The sequence below is a fragment of the Variovorax sp. PBL-E5 genome (assembly GCF_901827185.1).
Lineage (GTDB): Bacteria > Pseudomonadota > Gammaproteobacteria > Burkholderiales > Burkholderiaceae_C > Variovorax.
This window is the reverse complement of record NZ_LR594672.1, coordinates 183600-199987: the sequence shown is the minus strand read 5'-3', so window position 1 is coordinate 199987 and position 16388 is coordinate 183600. Positions and strand designations below refer to the sequence as shown.

Sequence of the window (16388 nt, the reverse complement as noted above, 5' to 3'; positions counted from 1 at the left end):
AAGCACGTCTTCTTCGACCGCCGGGCGGACCGGCAGGCCGAGTCGCCGGCGCCGAGGCTTCCGTCGAGGCGAGAATCTGGTCAACCACAACAACACAAGCCCTGCCCCAATGAAGCACTCCCTGTTTGCCGCCAGCCTTCTTGCCCTGGCATTGGTCACACCTGCGGCGCACGCCGACGATGAGGAAGTTGCGCTTTTCAGCGGCTCAGGAAGGGCGGACGCGTACATCGCAATCGCCGAAGAGCTCACAATCTACCTCTGGGGCGGCAAGCCTGTCGCCTATCTGGAGAAGAACGACACCGGCGGCGGCTACCACGTCTACGGCTTTAACGGCAAACACCTCGGATGGTTCACGAAGGGTGTGGTCTGGGACAGCGAGGGCTACGCCTCCTGCGCGACGAAGGAAGCATTGAAGACAACGGCTTTCGAGCCATTCAAAAGCTTCAAAGAGTTCAAGCCTTTCAAGGCCTTCAAGGAGTTTGCGCCGTTCCGACCTTCGCTTACATCGACGTTCGGCGAGACGCCTTGCCGTTTCCTGCTGGGCGCCGGCGGCGCTGGCTGAAGCAGCAAAGGGGCGGCCTCCGCCACAGGACACGGCCGTCGCACTCAACCCGGCCAGGGCGTCTTCGGCGACACTGGGTGTCTCGTTGGGCAACCCATCCCCTGTCGGTTCTCTATAGAGGATGCCAGGCCACATTCTTAAAGACAAAAACCACATGTTCAACCTCAACTTTCCGCTGCTCAAGGGCCAGGCAGACCTGACCTTGCTGAGCAGCCGTAACCTCCAAAACGAAGTGGTGTACCCCCGCGCCGCGTGCTTCACGAAACTGGCGCTCAGCATTGCTGAGCTGTTCCGCGAGAACGAGAGCATGTCGCGATTCCAGCTCACAGTACTTGCCAAGCCGGAGGCGCAGGACACGGAAACGTCCCTCGACTTCAAGGTGACCCAGAGCATCGCCATCGGCACGGACGGGGTCGACGTCTTCCCCGACAAGGACAGCAAGGAGGCGTTCTACGCCGCCAACGCCCCTTTCCACATGATGGGAAGCGGCAGCATTTCGGTCGAACGCAACGACGAGGTCCTCCAGGGCATCCTCGTGGCCACCGACTATGCGGACCTGTCAGGCAAGGCCCACCACCTGGCTGAAGTGCTTGCGTCGACCTTCAAGGCCATCAACCCGACGACCTTCGACTTTCGACAGGTTCTGTAGCTCGCGCTCAAGCCCTACTTCCAACCCACCGGTGTCTTCCGGTGGGTTTTTTCTTGGCCAGCGTCCTGAAGGTGGACCCACCGTCTCCCTGGTGCAGCCGAGCTCGAAGAACGAGTTCTCCGGTCGCGGCACGCCGGTCTACCGAGGGCGACTGCCCAGCTGGCCACGGCTGGCTCAGTCAGGGCCCACCACGGGCGTAAAGAAGCTCGGCCGGCCGCTGGGCGGTAGTTCGCTATAGACGTCATAGGACAGCGCACGTTGCCCCTCAACCAAGAGGGGCACCCGCCCCTCTTTCCCATCACAAGGAGAGAGATATGACCCAAGTTACGAAGAACACCCCCGCGGGCTCCACCGTGTTCGGCATGTTCCCCGTGAAAACGGTGACTGTCGTCAATGGCCGCCTCATCGAAAAGCAACGCAACCTCGTCGACCATCACTGCGTCCTTCTGGGCGTCGATGGCAGCAAGGCTCTGGTGGCATACGCCGGAACCGACGCTGACGAAGCCAACAAGCGCCGCCCGGGCTACATCTCTTTCCCGAGAGATGTGGTCTCGGCGGAGAAGGCTGGTTGGAAGTTCGGCAGCGAGTACTACGTGGACTGCGACGTGCTCGCTTGGGTTCCCGTCCAAGCGCTGCAAGTGCGTGGACGTCTGTCCAATGCACTGTTCAACGCAGTTTCGATGCGCGTCATGAAGCGCCGGGCCCAGCCCGTCGTTTACAGCGAGCTCGATGATGAAGTCGTGACCGGCGCCCGCCGCGCGATGAAAGCAGCTGCCTGATTGCTTGACCCACAAGCATTCAGGCACCCCTCACCGGACTATGCGGTTCGCCGCAACTCTTGTTCTAGACCGCACAGCTCACGCTGTGCGGTTTTTCTCTTGGTCCCGCGGCTTTCGTCGTGCGGTCAGCGCCTGAGACCAGCCCTTGTGACGTCGGCGGTCAGAGCGAAAACCCGATTCTTCGCGGACGCCATCTCGCCGGCGGCAGCCAGACTCCAGCGCGTCGGCTCAATCGCTATAGGCGTCATAGGACAGCGCATTCGGCGTTGCCCCTCAACCGGAGGGGCACCCGCCCCTCTTTCCCTTCATCAGGAGAGAGAAATGACAGAAGTTACCAAGAACACCCCCGCCGGCACCACCGTGTTTGGCATGTTCCCCGTGAAGACGGTCGCCGTCATCGAAGGCCGCCTCATCGAGAAGTACCGCAATCTTGCCGACCACCACTCCGTCCTTCTGCAAGTGGATGGTGAGATGGCGCTGGTCGCGTACGCCGGAACCGACGCTCACGGCAACAACAAGCGCCGCCCTGGCTACATCCCTTTCCCGAGGGACCGGGTCTCGGCAGAGTCCGCTGGCTGGAAGCACGGTTGCTTGCTGTACATCGACTGCGACAGGCTCGCTTGGGTGCCCCTCGCGGCATTGCAGATTCGTGGAAGGCTGACGCTCAGGCTGCTCAATGCAGTCACTTGGCGTGTCATGAAGCGAATGCCGCAACCGGTGTTCTTCAACCCTGGCAATGACCAAGTCGTAACCGGCGCCCGCCGCGCGATAAAAGCAGCTGCCTGATTGCTTGACCCACAAGCAACCCTCCAGGACTATGCGGTTCGCCGCAAGACCTTGTTCAAGGCCGCACAGCTCACGCTGTGCGGTCTTTCTTTGGGCGGACTGGGGGACCTCCGTTGACCGCGGGCGCCCTGCGGCAGCTTCCGCGCAGGAGATGACCGTTCTCCTTGGAACCTGCGAACTCGACTGCAGCTTGCCAGCCTCGGTCTCGCCATGTCGGTAAACCTCCCGCGGCAACTGTTGCCTGCCGTCCGTCCGGCGCGCTTCAGTATCGGCCCGCGCGCGGAGGTTTCGAGCCGGCCCGCAGGTCGGCTTCAGGCATGTGCGTCGGCACTAGGTGCGGGCGGCTGGCCCCTGCTGGAACCCCTGCCAAACCATCTTGGCCACCATCTTCTGCATCATGCCGAAGATGCGCTCGTCCTTCAGCAACTGCTCTGCAATCTGGTTGTGAGCGTCCTGGGCCTCGATGACGACGTCCGTGAAGGCATCCTTGAAGTCACCCATCGCGAACTGCTCCTCGCTGTTGTTGCGGGCCTGGGCAGCGAGCTTCTCGTTCTTGGCCAGGTGACCTTGCCAGGTGGTGACCGCGCCGATGAAGTCCGACTCGGTGATGTGCCCGGAGAACAGGTCATTCATCTTGGCCACAATCTCGCGCAGCGCCTTCTTCTCGTCCTCGGGCGCCGAGCCCGTGCCGGCTTCGCCGATGCCAGGAAGCTTCACGACCTCGGCCTTTTCCAGGTCCAGCTGCTGCTCGCCCACTTTCTGCAAGCGGTAGTGCGTCAGCTTCACGTCGGCGTCAAGCTCCAGCTTGTGCTTGTCCTTGCCGTGGGCGGCCAGGCGCGGCATCAGGTTCTTTCCGAAAACGAAAAGCTTCTCCAGCTCGGGGTCGTCGTAGGGGATGATTTGCGACAGAAACTCGTAAAGGCGCAGGAACGAGCCCAGGTCCTTCCGAAACAGCTCCTGTGGCTCGTCCTCCAGCCCTTCATAGCGGTCAAATGCGGGCTTGAGAACGGCATGCAGGGCGCCTTGGCTCTTGACCTTGGGGTCAAAGAAGGCCGCAGCGAACTGCTCGACCTCGGTCCAGTAGTACACGCCGGCCTTGTCAAGCTTTGTGAACAGCTCGTGCACGACGTTCGGGTCGGTGACGTCCTCGAGCTGCGCGGTGCGGTAGTAGGGCTGGAAACTCGCGAGGATTTCGTCGGGCCGGTTCACGAAGTCTAAGACAAACGTGTCCTCCTTGCCGGGGTACATGCGGTTCAGGCGCGACAGAGTCTGGACGGCCAGCACTCCCGACAGGCGCTTGTCGACGTACATCGTGTGCAGCAGCGGCTGGTCAAAGCCGACCTGGTACTTGTTGGCCACCAGCAGGATGCGGTACTCATCCTGCTTGAACGCCTCCGAGGGCTCCTGTCCCTTGACGTCGTTCATGTTCGACTCGGTGAACTCGTCGGCCCCCGAGTCCGGGTCCAGCACGGCGCCCGAAAATGCTACCAGCGTACGCAGGTCGGTGTACTTCTGGTCCTTGATGTACCGGTCGATGGCCAGCTTGTAGCGGACCGCAGCCTTCCGGCTGTCGGTCACCAGCATTGCCTTCGCCTTGCCGCCAATCTTGGCCGCCACGTGCTCGCGGAAGTGCTCCACGATGACCACGACCTTCTGCGAAATGTTGTGCGGGTGCAGCTTGGCGTATTGAGCCAGCGCCATCTTGGCCTTCTTCTGCGGCACAAGTTTTTCATTGGCTACCGCGCCCAGCTTATAGAAGGTGCTGTAGCTGGTGTAGTGCCTCAGCACGTCCAGGATGAAGCCTTCCTCGATGGCTTGGCGCATCGAGTAGACGTGGAATGGCACCGGTGTGCCCTCGGGCCCTTTTCGGCCGAACAGCTCCAAGGTCTTGGACTTTGGGGTGGCCGTGAAGGCGAAGTAGCTGACGTTCTCGGGGCGCTTGCGTCCCTCGATTGCCAGGGCGACCATGTCCTCGGAGGTTAGGTCTTCCGGGTCGATGTCGACGTCAGCCTCGACCTGGACTTCCACCCCGTCGATGACTTCGGCCGCCTTCTGTTTCGGTTTGCCCTTGGTGAGGGCCTCCCGCAGCTTGCGCGCCGCGGTGCCCGTCTGGCTGGAATGTGCCTCGTCGACGATGAGGGCAAACTTGCGTTTCCCCAGCGCTCCGACCTGGTCCAGGATGAAGCCGAACTTCTGCAGAGTCGTTACGACAATCGGCGCGCCCACGTTCAGGGCCATGGCCAGCTGCGCGCTGTTCTCGGAGATGACCTGCACCACGCCGGCCCTGTGCTCGAATTGGCTGATGGTGTCCTGCAACTGCTTGTCCAGCACGCGGCGGTCCGTTACCACGACGACTGTGTCGAACGTCTTCTTGTCGGCCGCGTCATGCAGGTTGGAAAGGCGGTGCGCTACCCAGGCGATGGAATTCGACTTGCCCGAGCCGGCGGAGTGCTGGACCAGATAGTCCTTGCCCGGGCTTTCCTCGGCCGCCGCGCGAATCAGTTCCTGCACGGCCACGAGCTGGTGATACCGCGGGAAAATGAGGGATTCCTTGGTGGCCTTCTTGCCGTCAGAATCCTCGACCTCCTTCGCTTCCAGGTGCATGAACTCGCCCAGCACCTCGAGCCAGACATCTGGTCGCCAGACGTACTCCCACAGGTAGTAAGTAGGGTAACCCTTCCCGGGCGGCGCGGGCGGATTTCCGGCGCCTGCGCTCAGCATATCGACGCCATCCGGCCTGCCTATGTTGAAGGGCAGGAACTGGGTATCGTCGCCCGCAAGCTTCGTGGTCATGAAGACCAGGTCGCTGGAGATGGCGAAGTGAACCAGCGCGCGGGTTTTGAACTGGAGAAGAGGCTCCAGCTCCTTGGACTTCGGGTCCTTCGGCAACCGGTCCTTCTTGTACTGACTGATGGCGTCCTTGACGTTCTGGGTCAGGTCGGTCTTGATTTCGCCGGTTGCGACTGGAAGGCCGCTGACGAACAGCGTCAGGTCGATGCTGTTCTCGTTGTGCAGGCTGTAGTGCAGCTGGCGGACCACCGTGAGCCGGTTCTTCTGGTACAGGTCCAGCAGCTTGGGGTTCTTCTTGTGGGCCGGCTTGAACTGGCAGAGGAAGAACTTGGCGTCGACGTCCTTGAAGCCATGGCGCAGGAGGTGCAGCGTGCCGTGGGTGTCCAGTTGCTTAGCAACCCGCTTGACGAAGACAGCGTCGGACTGACCGTTGTGCCACTTCTTGAACTTGGCCCACTCGGTGGGCTGCGTATCCTGCACGAAAGCCAGCAGGTCCTCGGCCAGGATTGCGTACTCCTTCGAGTAGCTGGAGGCCTGCTTGGGATGGGTTTTGACCGACCAGCCGTGAGCCTCGAGCTGCGTGCAGAGCTCGTTCTCGAAAACGCGTTCGGTGTGAATGTTGGACGTGGTCGGCATCACTCAATCCCCTGCTTCTTCAAGAAGCGAGCGACCGACCGCCCAGGAGCATACGGTGAAGAGGAGCACGAGTCCCAGTCCTCCGGCGACCATGCACGAGACTGCGGGGCGCCACCGCTCGGACATCGTACTCAGACCGGGGTTGCCATCCATCGTGTCAAGGAAGCTCGCAATAGCTGCGCTCAGCCCCAATCCGATGAGCAGAATCAAGAGGTTTGCCCATGCTCGTAGCTGTTTTCCCTTCCACTCCGCAGTCAGCGGGTCGTCGCGCCGACCCGGTCGCAGCGAAGCAAAATAGTTCATGATGTTCAAGATGTGGTGCACGTTCCTCTCCAGCGATGTCGTTCTCTAGAGTAGCGGTGATTTGAGGACCCTCCCCGGCCTCCTGCTCAACGAAGGCAAGAAGGTCCGCCTCTTCACGTCCAGCAGCGGCTTGGGAATCAGATAGCCCCCTTGAGCACAGTGCCGACCTGCAGGAGGCCGGTCACCGCCGCGGAAATCAGCGAAGAGCGGTACTCGCTTAAGCGCTGGATATGCGCTCTGGCATGTTCCTGCAAGCCTTCAATCGCGTGCTTTTTTGCGATGAACGCTTGCACGATTGCGTCTTGTTCGCTTCGCGGCGCAATCGGTACTCGGAAGGCTCTCAGGGTGTCGCAGTTCATCGCCCCTTGAGCACCGCCGCTCCCGTCACTAAGGTAGCGCAGTGCGGTGTACAGCCCTGTTAGTACGACAACCAGGTAGTCGTCTGAAACCTCGGGACTCCTTGAGGTCACATATGCGACGTTCTGGCTCACCGTGGCCGGAATCGCCAGCCGAGCGGTCATGCCCCGCGTTGGTCCTTGGCCGATAAGGCCAACTATGGCGCTTCCTGGCCGCACCACACGGAGTCCGGTTTCGGACAGGGCGCAGTCGGTCACGCACTCTGCCGTCTCCTTGATGACTCTGTCGTTGATGGCGGTGCTGGTGACCCAAGGCATGGTTCCGTCCAACCAGTACTTCTGCACCTCTCTCTTCGGCGTGCAGCCGTTTCCAACATCTGCGAAATAGCCCAGCTTCGGAGTCGACCAATGGGCTGGCACGCGGGCGAGCCAGCCTTCCTTGCGTCCACTGGAAGTTCCTTTGCGCTGAAGTCCCTCGCTCGCGAAGTCGAACGCATAGGCCTCAAGTGCATCGTCAAGTGACACCAGGAGTTGTTCTTTCTCTGCAATCAACGCATCAATTCGCGCGGTCTTTTCGTCAAGGAAGTTGGCGATGCGCACTTGGTCGGAGCGAGCGGGTGCTGGAAAGTTGACGCTTCCGATGAAGCTCCAGTCAGCTCGCGGCATCTTTGACCCGTAGGTTGAACCATCGATGGCGGAAATATTTTCCGTGGACAGAAGACAATACCTAAGAAAACGTGCGTCTACACCCTCAGTTCGCAGGACCAGACACTCCGTCGTGCTGAATCCGTGACTTTCGGCCACCCACCCTTTGGCCAAATAGGGGCGAAGCTTTCCGAAGAGCACGTCGCCTGGCTCGAATACGTTCGCACTGCCTTCCGGCTGCTGTTGTAGCTCAATGCCGGATAAGCGGCCCGTCCAAGATTCGATTTGTTCTAGGCCGACATAAACGCCCTCGGCGGGCACGCTGTCAACCTTGGTCCCTCTCAGGCCGGCAAGGAACTTCAGCGGCTTGGTTGGATGCTTCGTAACGAAGGGCGTCAGGGTACTCAAGCGAGCACTCCCTTCATCAGCTCCATGAACCGCTTCTCCATCTCGCCAATTTCCTTGGCGATGACGGCCGGCTTGCGCGGCGGCTTGTACACGTAAAAGTAGCGGTTGAAGTTGATTTCATAGCCGACCTTGCCGACCTGGCCGTCCTTTTCGTCGCAGACGTCCTCGTTAACATACGCGTCGGGCACGTGCGGCAGTACCTCGCGCACCATGTATGCCTTGACGTCTTCGGAGAGCGGCACGTTCTCGGTGTCGCGCAGGTCTGGGTCGTACGGCTTCTGCCCCTTCTTGAGTTTGGGCGGCGCCTTGCCCTCCTGCGGCGGTCGGTCAACGGTGACCTTGCGGTATCCAAAAAACTTGTTTTCAAAGACCTTCGACACAATGCGCGCCGGCTCGGCCTGACCCCTCCCGTTGCCGTTCTTGCCCGTCTCGGCGAACTCACCCGCGAAGGTGGCCTGGTCGACAGCGCCCGCGTAGACCTTCACGATTTCCTCGACCTGTTCGTCGGTGATGAACACGCGCTTGTTGCCAAGGCTCTTCATCCTCTTGTACATGCGCGTCGCATCGATGAGCTGTACCTTGCCCCTGCGCTCAGCGCCTTTGTGGTTTGACAGCAGCCAGATGTAGGTCGCGATGCCGGTGTTGTAGAACAGGTCGTTAGGCAGCGCGACGATTGCCTCCAAGAGGTCGTTTTCGAGAATCCACCGGCGAATTTCTGATTCGCCAGACCCGGCATCGCCGGTGAAGAGAGGCGAGCCGTTCAGGACGATGCCGATGCGACCGCCGCCGTCGGCAGCAGGGCGCATCTTCGAAATCAGGTGCATGAGGAAGAGCAACGAGCCGTCCGAGACGCGCGGCAGGCCAGGCCCGAAACGGCCGGCATATCCCTTTTTCTCGTGCTCGGCCTTCACGACGTCCTGGACCTTCTTCCAGTCCACCCCGAATGGCGGGTTCGCAGCCCCGTAGTCGAACTTGTCGCCAGCGAAGCCATCGGCCGACAGCGTGTTGCCGCGGACGATGTTCTTCGGGTCCTGGCCCTTGATGAGCATGTCCGCCTTGCAGATGGCGTACGACTCGTCGTTCAGCTCCTGGCCAAACAGGCGGATGACGGCAGAGTTGTTGATTGAGCGCGCGACGGCCTCGCCCACCGACAGGATGCCGCCGGTGCCAGCAGTAGGGTCGTACATCGAACGCACCACCCCCGGCTTGGCCAGCGCTTCGTCATCACCCGCGAAGAGGCATTGCACGATGAGGTGGATGACTTCTCGGGGTGTGAAGTGCTCGCCGGCCGTCTCGTTCGAGGCTTCCGCGAACTTCCGAATCAGCTCCTCGAAGACGAGGCCCATGGTCTCGTTAGGCACCACGTCCGGATGGAGGTCGACGTTGGCGAACTTCTGCACCAGTTGGAACAGGAGGTTCTTCTCCTCTAGCTCCGCCACTCGCTCGGTGAACTTGAAGCGCTCGAACACGTCGCGCGCGTCTTCCGAGAAGTCGCCCAGGTAGGCCACCAGGTTCTGGCGAATGTGCTTCTGGTCAGCGAGCAGGCCCGGCAAGGTAAACGGGCTGACGTTGTAGAAGGCCTGCTTGCTCTTGCGCTTGAGAAAGGGGTCGAGGTTGATGCCAGTATCCTTGCGCTTCTTGGACTCGGCGAGCACATCCTCCTTCGTGCTCTCCAACACGCAGTCCAGGCGGCGCAACAGGGTGAACGGGAGGATGACCTTGCCATAGTCCGCCTGCTTGTAGTCGCCGCGCAGGAGGTCGGCGACCGACCAGAGGAAGTTCGCGAGTTCGGAAAAATTCTGGGCCATGAGCTGGTTCCCTGTTAGTTCTTGGACGGCTTGGTTTTCTTGGCGGACGCTGGGGGAGCCGGCGCGGGTGCAAGATGCAACCTCTTGGCATGCTCGCGCACCAGGACCTCAAACATGTTGGTCAAACTGCGGCTCTCCGCCGCCGCACATTGCTCCCAGAGGTCGCGAACCTCGGGGGTGAGCTTCAGCGACGTGGCCGAGGTCTTTCGGAGCGGGCGGGGCATGAGAGGTAGAGGCCGCTTGCTTAGATACCGCAAACCGCTATACGTTACCAGTCGTCGAGCAGTGTCACAAGCGGCGACTCCGAAGAACATGTTCTTTCGATGGTTGCGCACCACAATACGAGGGCGCAAGCGGGAAGTAGCCTCGCACTATCGCTTCGCCCGCCGTGAGCCCAGTCAGGTCGGCACGCGTGTCTTGCGGGCAACGACCGAGCTCCCCAGTGCCACCACACGCGCGCTCTTGAAAACAGGTTCTCGCGTGGCTCGGTCCACGAAGGTGCTGTAGCGGTACGGGTCGTAGGTCACGCCGACCCCGCGCATCCTGCGTACCTTTTGCTGCCAGGGCCGCTTGTCAGCAATGCTCGCGCCTGACTCCAGCCAGCCCACCAGCTCACCGCGGATGCCCGCGTGGACGTTCTTGCGCTTCTCTCGCAGGGCGCGCTGCCGGCCGGCCTGCGAGACCACGAAAGACGCGTTCTCCAGCTCGACAGCGTCGACGTGGGCGATGACGCGGCCACGGGTCTCACGGTCCTCGCTGCGCACGGAGAGGCACCGCCGGTGGAGATTGAGGTAGATGAAGACACGCATTGCCTCCGTCTAGGGAGGCAATTTAGCGGGAAAGCCCTGCTCTAAGCCGGTCGACGTCCGATACTATCGTCAGATTACAGCTTTGAGCCTGAAGTATCGGACACCATGAGCAGAACCTTCCAACGACCGTTTCCCTCTGTAGCTCGCCAGATGGAGGCGCTTGGCGACCGTCTGCGCATGGCGCGCCTACGCCGCAAGATTTCGGCCGTCCAAATGGCAGAGCGCGTGGGAGTTTCGCGCGACACACTACATCGGCTGGAGAAAGGCGAACCGAACATCGCCCTGGGAACCTATCTTCGAGCGTTGCGTGTGCTACGCCTGGAGAAGGACCTTGACCTGGTTGCAAAGGATGACGTACTCGGCCGGAAGCTGCAGGACCTGGGTCTTGAGCCGTCGGCTGCGCGCCGACCACGCAGGCCTCAAACGACGCCAGCTGCCACCAGCTGACGCTTCGCACTGCGCAGTCCGACGCGGAGTGTCAGGTCACGCCGCTGTGTCCATAGACGGGCGACCGGCGCTAGAGCGCTACCCGTGAGGTGCCCCAAACCGTGAACCAACTCTCCTCGGTGCGGTGCGTCATCGCAGTACAAGGACTTTCCCCACCGCGCCTTCGGTTCGAATTGTGTTCCGCGACACGGGTCGTCCCGGCCATTTGGCTTCGTAGCGGTAGGTTCCCAGCAGTCGATGCCCCGGAGATGCAAGCACGAACCAGCCGGGGCAGTCGGATTGATTCCACGGGTCGCGCCCGAGTGCCTGGCATAACAGCCAGTCGAAATCGAGAATCAAGCTCACCGTTGCCCCGGACGGCTCTGTCCTGACCTCAAATGGGTCGCCGAGCAGAAAGTGGCACATGCCGCCGCCAAACAGCAGGAGCGGAACCTCGTGGCGACGGCTCTCCGGGAGCGCCAGAACCAGCCCGTTCCATTTCTTCGCAAGCGAAGCCTCAAGCTCACCGTAATCACCTTCGCGGTAGAGACCCTTGAACGCCGCAGCCTTTGGGTCGGCCTCAGTGCCGCTCAACCTCGCGGCGATGTCCTGAACGTCCCTTTCTGCCAAGGCCTGCAATGCCCTCTCAAGCTCCGGAACTTGCATGCCCGTCATCCGGACGAGCTCAACCATGTACAAGCGGAAAGCCACGCCCTTCATCGTGCTAGCCCAGGTGGAGCTAAAAGGCCTGGGCCCCGTGATGTTCGCATAGCCGCACACGCCATACAGATGCTGGTTGCAAGGCAAAGCCTTGCCCGCAGCAGCGTCCATCTCTCGCACGCGTGTGTCCGATTCGGTTGGCGCATAGTTATAGGCGCTTACCGGTGAGCGGGCACACCGGGTCTTTGCAAGTTCTTCAAGCAGCGTTTTGCCTGACGCACTTTGCAGGAACTCCTTCTCCAGCGCCCGGTAGACCTGTACTTCAAGGCTCGCCTCTGGGTGCTTGCCGATGTCTGCCAGACAGCCGGAGCCGGCGGCTCCCAAAAGCATAGAGGCGGCCAGGCAGCGAAAACGCGTTCTGAGGACTGTGGCTTTCGGCATGGCGCCCTCCTGCTTTGCCTGTGGTGGTCGCATTGTGCAGCCGAGCCCTCCCTGCGTCACCAAGCACCTGACTTCCGCGTCCTGGAAGCCGGGTTCGCGCCTGTCCCGGCCGGGGGCCGCCGGCCTTGAGGGCTCGCGCGTCACTTCCTTGTCGGCGTCCTCGGCTGCGTCTACCCGCGCTGGCAGGGACGTCGGCCAGGTAGCGCCTTTCATTTGTCCGCATCGTGCGCTGTCCGCCCACTGATTGCGGGGCTCGTCGTCAATCCCGACGGTTGCGCTCGCGCTCCTCGAGCTCACGGCGAAATTCCTCGTTTCCTTCGCCCCACCAGTGAGGAAAGAAGAATTGCGTGGCGGCCCCGATGCAAGCGATGGAGAGGACCAGGTTGAGGGTCTTTGCAGCGGCTGCGGTCTGTGGCCCGAGTTCGCCAATGAGGGTGGCCCCCGCAAGGGTTGCAGCGTTTTGCGCCAGGACCACGAAGGCCAGCAGCACGAAGCTCACGATGAATTTGCTGTCAGGCATGATGGGGTTCAGAGATATTCAAGCGTCGGAAACGGCTTCTTCGCGGCGCGGACGCATTCAGGCCACAGGTTCTCCATCGTCCGGGTCGTCGCATCAGGGTCACGGTTGCAGAGTGTTCGAGGGGGCGGGCTGCGATACGGCACGTATGGCGCAACGAGACGCACCCATGGGATACCTCGTTGGGCTTGCGGTCCAGCTCACCAAGGGAAGCCGAGGAGTTCACGGTGCCGAAGGCTTGCGTCAGCGGTACCAGGTCGTCTGAGCATTGGTTTTTCGGTCTTCGAGGGCGCGCGAGCACTTCGGCCGGCACGCAGGGAACAAGGCCTCAGCCTTCAGGTCGCGGGGTCGAGGGCACGGGCAGGGCGTCAACCATGTCGTCAAAGTTCTCGCCCGCCAGGTTGCGGGCATGAAGGTCCGCCCACTGCTGGGGATTGAGCTTGCGCGCCTTTTCGTAGCGGACCCAGCCCAGCTCGAGCTCAGGCTGCATCGACATCATGACTTGGCCGCCAGGCACCGGGTCGGAGCCGGGCGCCGGCGCTGCAGCGGAGGCTTGTTTGCCCAGGCCTCTGCAGAACTCCCACAAGGCATCCTGCGCCTTGCGCACCTCGGGGCCCCAGGCCCGCTTGCGGATGGCATCGACGCGAGCGTCGGCCCAGCGCTCGGCCAGGGTGAAGATGTGCCGAACCACGTCCTCCGGAACCACCGCGGTCTCTTCGGCCTCCAGCTTGCTGGCAGGCCCCCGGCCTCCCGCCCCTTTGCTCGCCTGACGCGCCTTGTCCATGACGGCGTCGTACCGGTCGTCCCAGGAGAGCCCATGCTCCTTTATTTCGTCCAGTATCTCGAGAAGGTTCTCGATGTGGTTGGCCATGTATTTAATCCTTGGGTGCCGCGCCTGAGGCGCCGTTGATAGCAACTGATGATTTGGCAATGGTGGCGCATGCACCTTCTTCGGAACGAAACCGGCGCATCTGCCCGTCGGCTCGGAGCAGGTACTCAACCCTGCCACAGGGCCACTCGCGCCAGACACACCATGACTTGCTCACCGGATGCGCGCCCCATGGGCCAGGTGGTTGCGCCGCACTCACGCCGGGCTACGAGTGAACCGCGCCGCGATGTGCTCTTCGAGGGAGGCCTGGTCGCGCTTCCAATCCCGCTCGTCGTGAACGTAGTCGAAGCGCATGCAGAGGTTGCGGTGGAAATTCTTGAATTCGTGCAGGGTTTGGGCCGCCTGCGACTGTCCGCCCGTGGCCAACGCCGAGCTCGGAACCCGTGCCAGGACCTCGTCCTTCAAGTCCTGCGCGAACCGGTAGAACTGCGGCGTGAAGACACCGGAGATGCCAGCTGTCTGGGCGACAACGTCCGCGACACGTTCGGGAAGGTCGACGCTCAGACCACGTCCCGTGGTCGCCGCTTGCTGCTGCGCGGCGCCGGTCAGGCGCGATTGCATGGCCAGGAAGGTGATGGCCAGGGAGCCGGTGAGGGACTCGATACCCCGAACACCCGTGAGCTCGCCAGAGAGGTCACGCACCGTGAACGGGCACCTCTCGAGGAGGTAGCGAACGTTCTGCTCCAGCGAATCTGCACCGGCCGCGCCGTCTGCCCCTTCGGCATTGCTGGCGCGTTCCGCACTTCGCGCCAGGCCTTTGCGCAGCGCATCGGAGATGCAGTCAGCGTGCAGCTGCGGGCCGGAGCCGAAGTCGTGGGTGTGGAACTGCTTGATGGCAACGTGCATGCGCGCCAGCCACTCGTCGTCGGTTTCCGCAGCCTGCGCTTCAGCATCCAACTCGGTGACCTCGACCTCTGAGGGATAGGCTTCTTCGAAAGACTCGTGCTCCACACCCTCCTCCGGCTGCTCCGCGAGCGTGCGGGCCGCGTCGATGGCGCCGATGCCCTGGGCCCAGGGAAGCACGACATTGTTGGCAGCCCACTCCTGCAGGGGGTCGACGGCGCCGGCCTGGATGTTGCGCAGCCACATGTCGCAGTGCTCGAGCGAGGGGGCCTTGCCGCCGGCCAGCAGCGTCAGGACCTCCTGGAACCGGTCGATGAACTTCGTGGGCACCTGGTCGAACGTGACGGGAGGCGTGTTCAGCGCGTCGAGCGCCACAGTGCGCGCGTGGTCGATTTCATCCCAGTCTCCTCCGACCATCTCGTTCTCGATGGCAGCAATTTGCTGAAGGGCGCCGCGCAGACGCAGGTTCTCGGCGCGAAGGAGCGTATCGGTCTTGGACATGAGGACGAGTTTTCCGGTGTGTTGCCCAACAGCGGGCGGAGCCTGAAGCGTCGCCGGCGCGCGCCAGGCAACGAACGATTCAGAAATAGGGAGCGTGAGCGCGAGGCTCAGATGAACGCGGTGGAGCTGACGCTGCCGTTGGCCTCGGTCACGTTGAGCAGCACTACGCCGGCGGTGGGCGCAGCACGGGAGGCCGAGTTCTCGATGATGTGGCCCACTTCGTGGATGCCGGCTTGGCAGCGGTATCCGTGGGTCATGTCTTCGTCCTCGGGAAGGTTCGACTCCGGAATTCCCGCGAAGAGCTTTCGCGCCAGCTTCAGCTGGTACGGGCTCATCGGGATGAAGCTCTGGTTCTCGTGGGTGCTCAGCTTGCCGGCGGCGTGACGCATGAAAACGATGTCACTGCTGAACTGACCCACGCCCTTGCGTACCTGGACGCAAAAGCCTATGCGGCTCAAGGCATCGCGGCGGCCTTGCTGGAAGCCGGTCACCAGGAATTCACCCGGGCCGGGGATGCGGCTGAAATAGCCGCGGGTGTAGTCGGCCAGGGCGACGATGTCCTGGGCGAGCGCTTCCGCCTCTGCCGGAGAGAGGACGGGCGAGGATTCGATGGCCTCAGGTGCGGATTCGTTGGTCATGTTTTTCCAGGTGGCGCAGCAGGGATGCCGCAGGGTTTGTCTTTGTTGTTCAGGGCGAGAGCTGCCGCCAGAGCCGATGAGAGCGTCTTGGCACGGGCAGGAGCCGCAATGGCCACGGGTTCTCTTGCCGAGGCAAGCGCCTTTCGCTTCTCGAGCGCTTTGACGTACCCCGGCGGGAATGCGAAGTCGGCCGGAATGCGCATGGACCGCAGCGGACGCTTGAGCTTCTCCAGGCAGGCGATGACGGTGGCGACATGGCTGAAGTCACGGGCCTCGACGTCGCGTGCCATCAGCTCCTCGCCACCTTCGTTCAGGTAGGCCAGCGGAAGGGCGAGGAAAAACTGCTTCGCCGCGGCGTTCTGGAGTTCGGGGCGCGCGTACTGGCCAACCCAAAGGTCCCCGTCGAGCCACCACTCCGCCAAGTAGTCCAGGCCGAAAACAGACGGGAAGTTGCGCTTGTAGCTTCGGGTCTGATGCTCTCGCCAGGTGGGAAGGAACGCTTCCTGGTGCATGCTCTGGATGTACCGGGCCCGTTTGCCGAGGTCGCGCAGCAGGTTGTTGCGGCCAGAGCCACCGCCCCGGCGTTGGTGCATGTCGAGGTCCATCTTCATCAGGACGTCGAAGGGTGGCAGGTACGGCTTCTTGAGTGCGGGGCGCACAACGGTCGGGGTGACGCCCGCGCGCGCCGCGCCGCCTACGTCTGGGGCCTGGGTGTCGGGCGGCGAGGCAGCGACTGCTTGTGCCGCCGGCGCCAACGTTTCAGTGGATGAGTGAAGTTGCATGGGAAGAGCGTACGACAGGTTTTCTGTTGAACCGCAAGCTGCCGCGGTGACAGTGCTCGTTGCATCGAGCACCTGCTTTAAATTGCGTGACTCCGAATGGTTCTAAAAGCGTTCTGGGTGTGTCCATTTTAGCAGAGTTGAGGCCCGCCGGACAACCTAA

16 protein-coding genes are annotated in these 16388 nt (G+C 62.2%); 5 read left to right on the top strand and 11 right to left on the bottom strand.

Going from position 1 to position 16388, the window contains the following annotated elements:
* The first annotated feature begins 109 nt into the window (after positions 1–109).
* The 4 genes from WDLP6_RS28715 to WDLP6_RS28700 all read left to right on the top strand — a co-directional run bounded on the left by WDLP6_RS28715 (position 110) and on the right by WDLP6_RS28700 (position 2776).
* Entirely contained in the window at positions 110–562 is a 453-nt protein-coding gene (locus tag WDLP6_RS28715; protein ID WP_083944319.1) for a 4-fold beta flower protein, read from the top strand.
* 154 nt (positions 563–716) lie between these two features.
* On the top strand, positions 717–1211 hold the full coding sequence (locus WDLP6_RS28710) for a hypothetical protein (RefSeq protein WP_068677380.1): 495 nt from the start codon (positions 717–719) through the stop codon (positions 1209–1211).
* A gap of 314 nt (positions 1212–1525) precedes the next feature.
* Positions 1526–1990, top strand: coding sequence for a hypothetical protein (locus tag WDLP6_RS28705; RefSeq protein WP_068677378.1), 465 nt, complete (start codon positions 1526–1528; stop codon positions 1988–1990).
* 321 nt (positions 1991–2311) lie between these two features.
* A complete protein-coding gene (locus WDLP6_RS28700; protein ID WP_162570785.1) occupies positions 2312–2776 on the top strand; it encodes a hypothetical protein in 465 nt (154 codons plus the stop codon).
* Positions 2777–3106: 330 nt separating this feature from the next.
* Here the strand turns inward: WDLP6_RS28700 and WDLP6_RS28695 are convergent, their stop codons facing one another.
* The 5 genes from WDLP6_RS28695 to WDLP6_RS28675 all read right to left on the bottom strand — a co-directional run bounded on the left by WDLP6_RS28695 (position 3107) and on the right by WDLP6_RS28675 (position 10531).
* Positions 3107–6202, bottom strand: coding sequence for a type I restriction endonuclease subunit R (locus WDLP6_RS28695; RefSeq protein ID WP_162570784.1), 3096 nt, complete (start codon positions 6200–6202; stop codon positions 3107–3109).
* A 3-nt stretch (positions 6203–6205) separates the two neighbouring features.
* Positions 6206–6505 carry a hypothetical protein gene (locus tag WDLP6_RS28690; RefSeq protein ID WP_162570783.1) on the bottom strand — a complete coding sequence of 100 codons (300 nt, stop codon included), beginning with the start codon at positions 6503–6505 and terminating at the stop codon, positions 6206–6208.
* A gap of 137 nt (positions 6506–6642) precedes the next feature.
* Positions 6643–7914, bottom strand: a complete 1272-nt coding sequence (locus WDLP6_RS28685) for a restriction endonuclease subunit S (RefSeq protein ID WP_068677372.1) — start codon at positions 7912–7914, stop codon at positions 6643–6645.
* Positions 7911–9722: a type I restriction-modification system subunit M gene (locus WDLP6_RS28680; protein WP_162570782.1), complete on the bottom strand. Its 1812-nt coding sequence runs from the start codon at positions 9720–9722 to the stop codon at positions 7911–7913. Before WDLP6_RS28680 ends, WDLP6_RS28685 begins: the two co-directional genes overlap by 4 nt.
* A gap of 398 nt (positions 9723–10120) precedes the next feature.
* Positions 10121–10531 (bottom strand): hypothetical protein, encoded by a 411-nt coding sequence (locus tag WDLP6_RS28675; RefSeq protein ID WP_068677365.1) that lies wholly within the window; start codon positions 10529–10531, stop codon positions 10121–10123.
* Positions 10532–10636: 105 nt separating this feature from the next.
* Between WDLP6_RS28675 and WDLP6_RS28670 the strand changes: the two genes are divergently transcribed.
* The gene (locus WDLP6_RS28670; protein ID WP_068677363.1) at positions 10637–10978 is read left to right on the top strand and encodes a helix-turn-helix transcriptional regulator; all 342 of its coding nucleotides are present in this window, start codon (positions 10637–10639) and stop codon (positions 10976–10978) included.
* 129 nt (positions 10979–11107) lie between these two features.
* On the opposite strand, the gene WDLP6_RS28665 is transcribed toward WDLP6_RS28670, so the two are convergent.
* The 6 genes from WDLP6_RS28665 to WDLP6_RS28640 form a co-directional block, all read right to left on the bottom strand.
* On the bottom strand, positions 11108–12058 hold the full coding sequence (locus tag WDLP6_RS28665) for a hypothetical protein (protein WP_146039505.1): 951 nt from the start codon (positions 12056–12058) through the stop codon (positions 11108–11110).
* Between the two features lie 259 nt (positions 12059–12317).
* Entirely contained in the window at positions 12318–12578 is a 261-nt protein-coding gene (locus WDLP6_RS28660; RefSeq protein WP_068677359.1) for a hypothetical protein, read from the bottom strand.
* A 325-nt stretch (positions 12579–12903) separates the two neighbouring features.
* A complete protein-coding gene (locus WDLP6_RS28655; protein ID WP_068677357.1) occupies positions 12904–13446 on the bottom strand; it encodes a hypothetical protein in 543 nt (180 codons plus the stop codon).
* 213 nt (positions 13447–13659) lie between these two features.
* Positions 13660–14808, bottom strand: coding sequence for a hypothetical protein (locus WDLP6_RS28650; RefSeq protein ID WP_068677355.1), 1149 nt, complete (start codon positions 14806–14808; stop codon positions 13660–13662).
* A 107-nt stretch (positions 14809–14915) separates the two neighbouring features.
* Positions 14916–15446: a hypothetical protein gene (locus WDLP6_RS28645; RefSeq protein WP_068677353.1), complete on the bottom strand. Its 531-nt coding sequence runs from the start codon at positions 15444–15446 to the stop codon at positions 14916–14918.
* Positions 15443–16228, bottom strand: coding sequence for a hypothetical protein (locus WDLP6_RS28640; RefSeq protein WP_162570781.1), 786 nt, complete (start codon positions 16226–16228; stop codon positions 15443–15445). Before WDLP6_RS28640 ends, WDLP6_RS28645 begins: the two co-directional genes overlap by 4 nt.
* Positions 16229–16388: the final 160 nt, after the last annotated feature.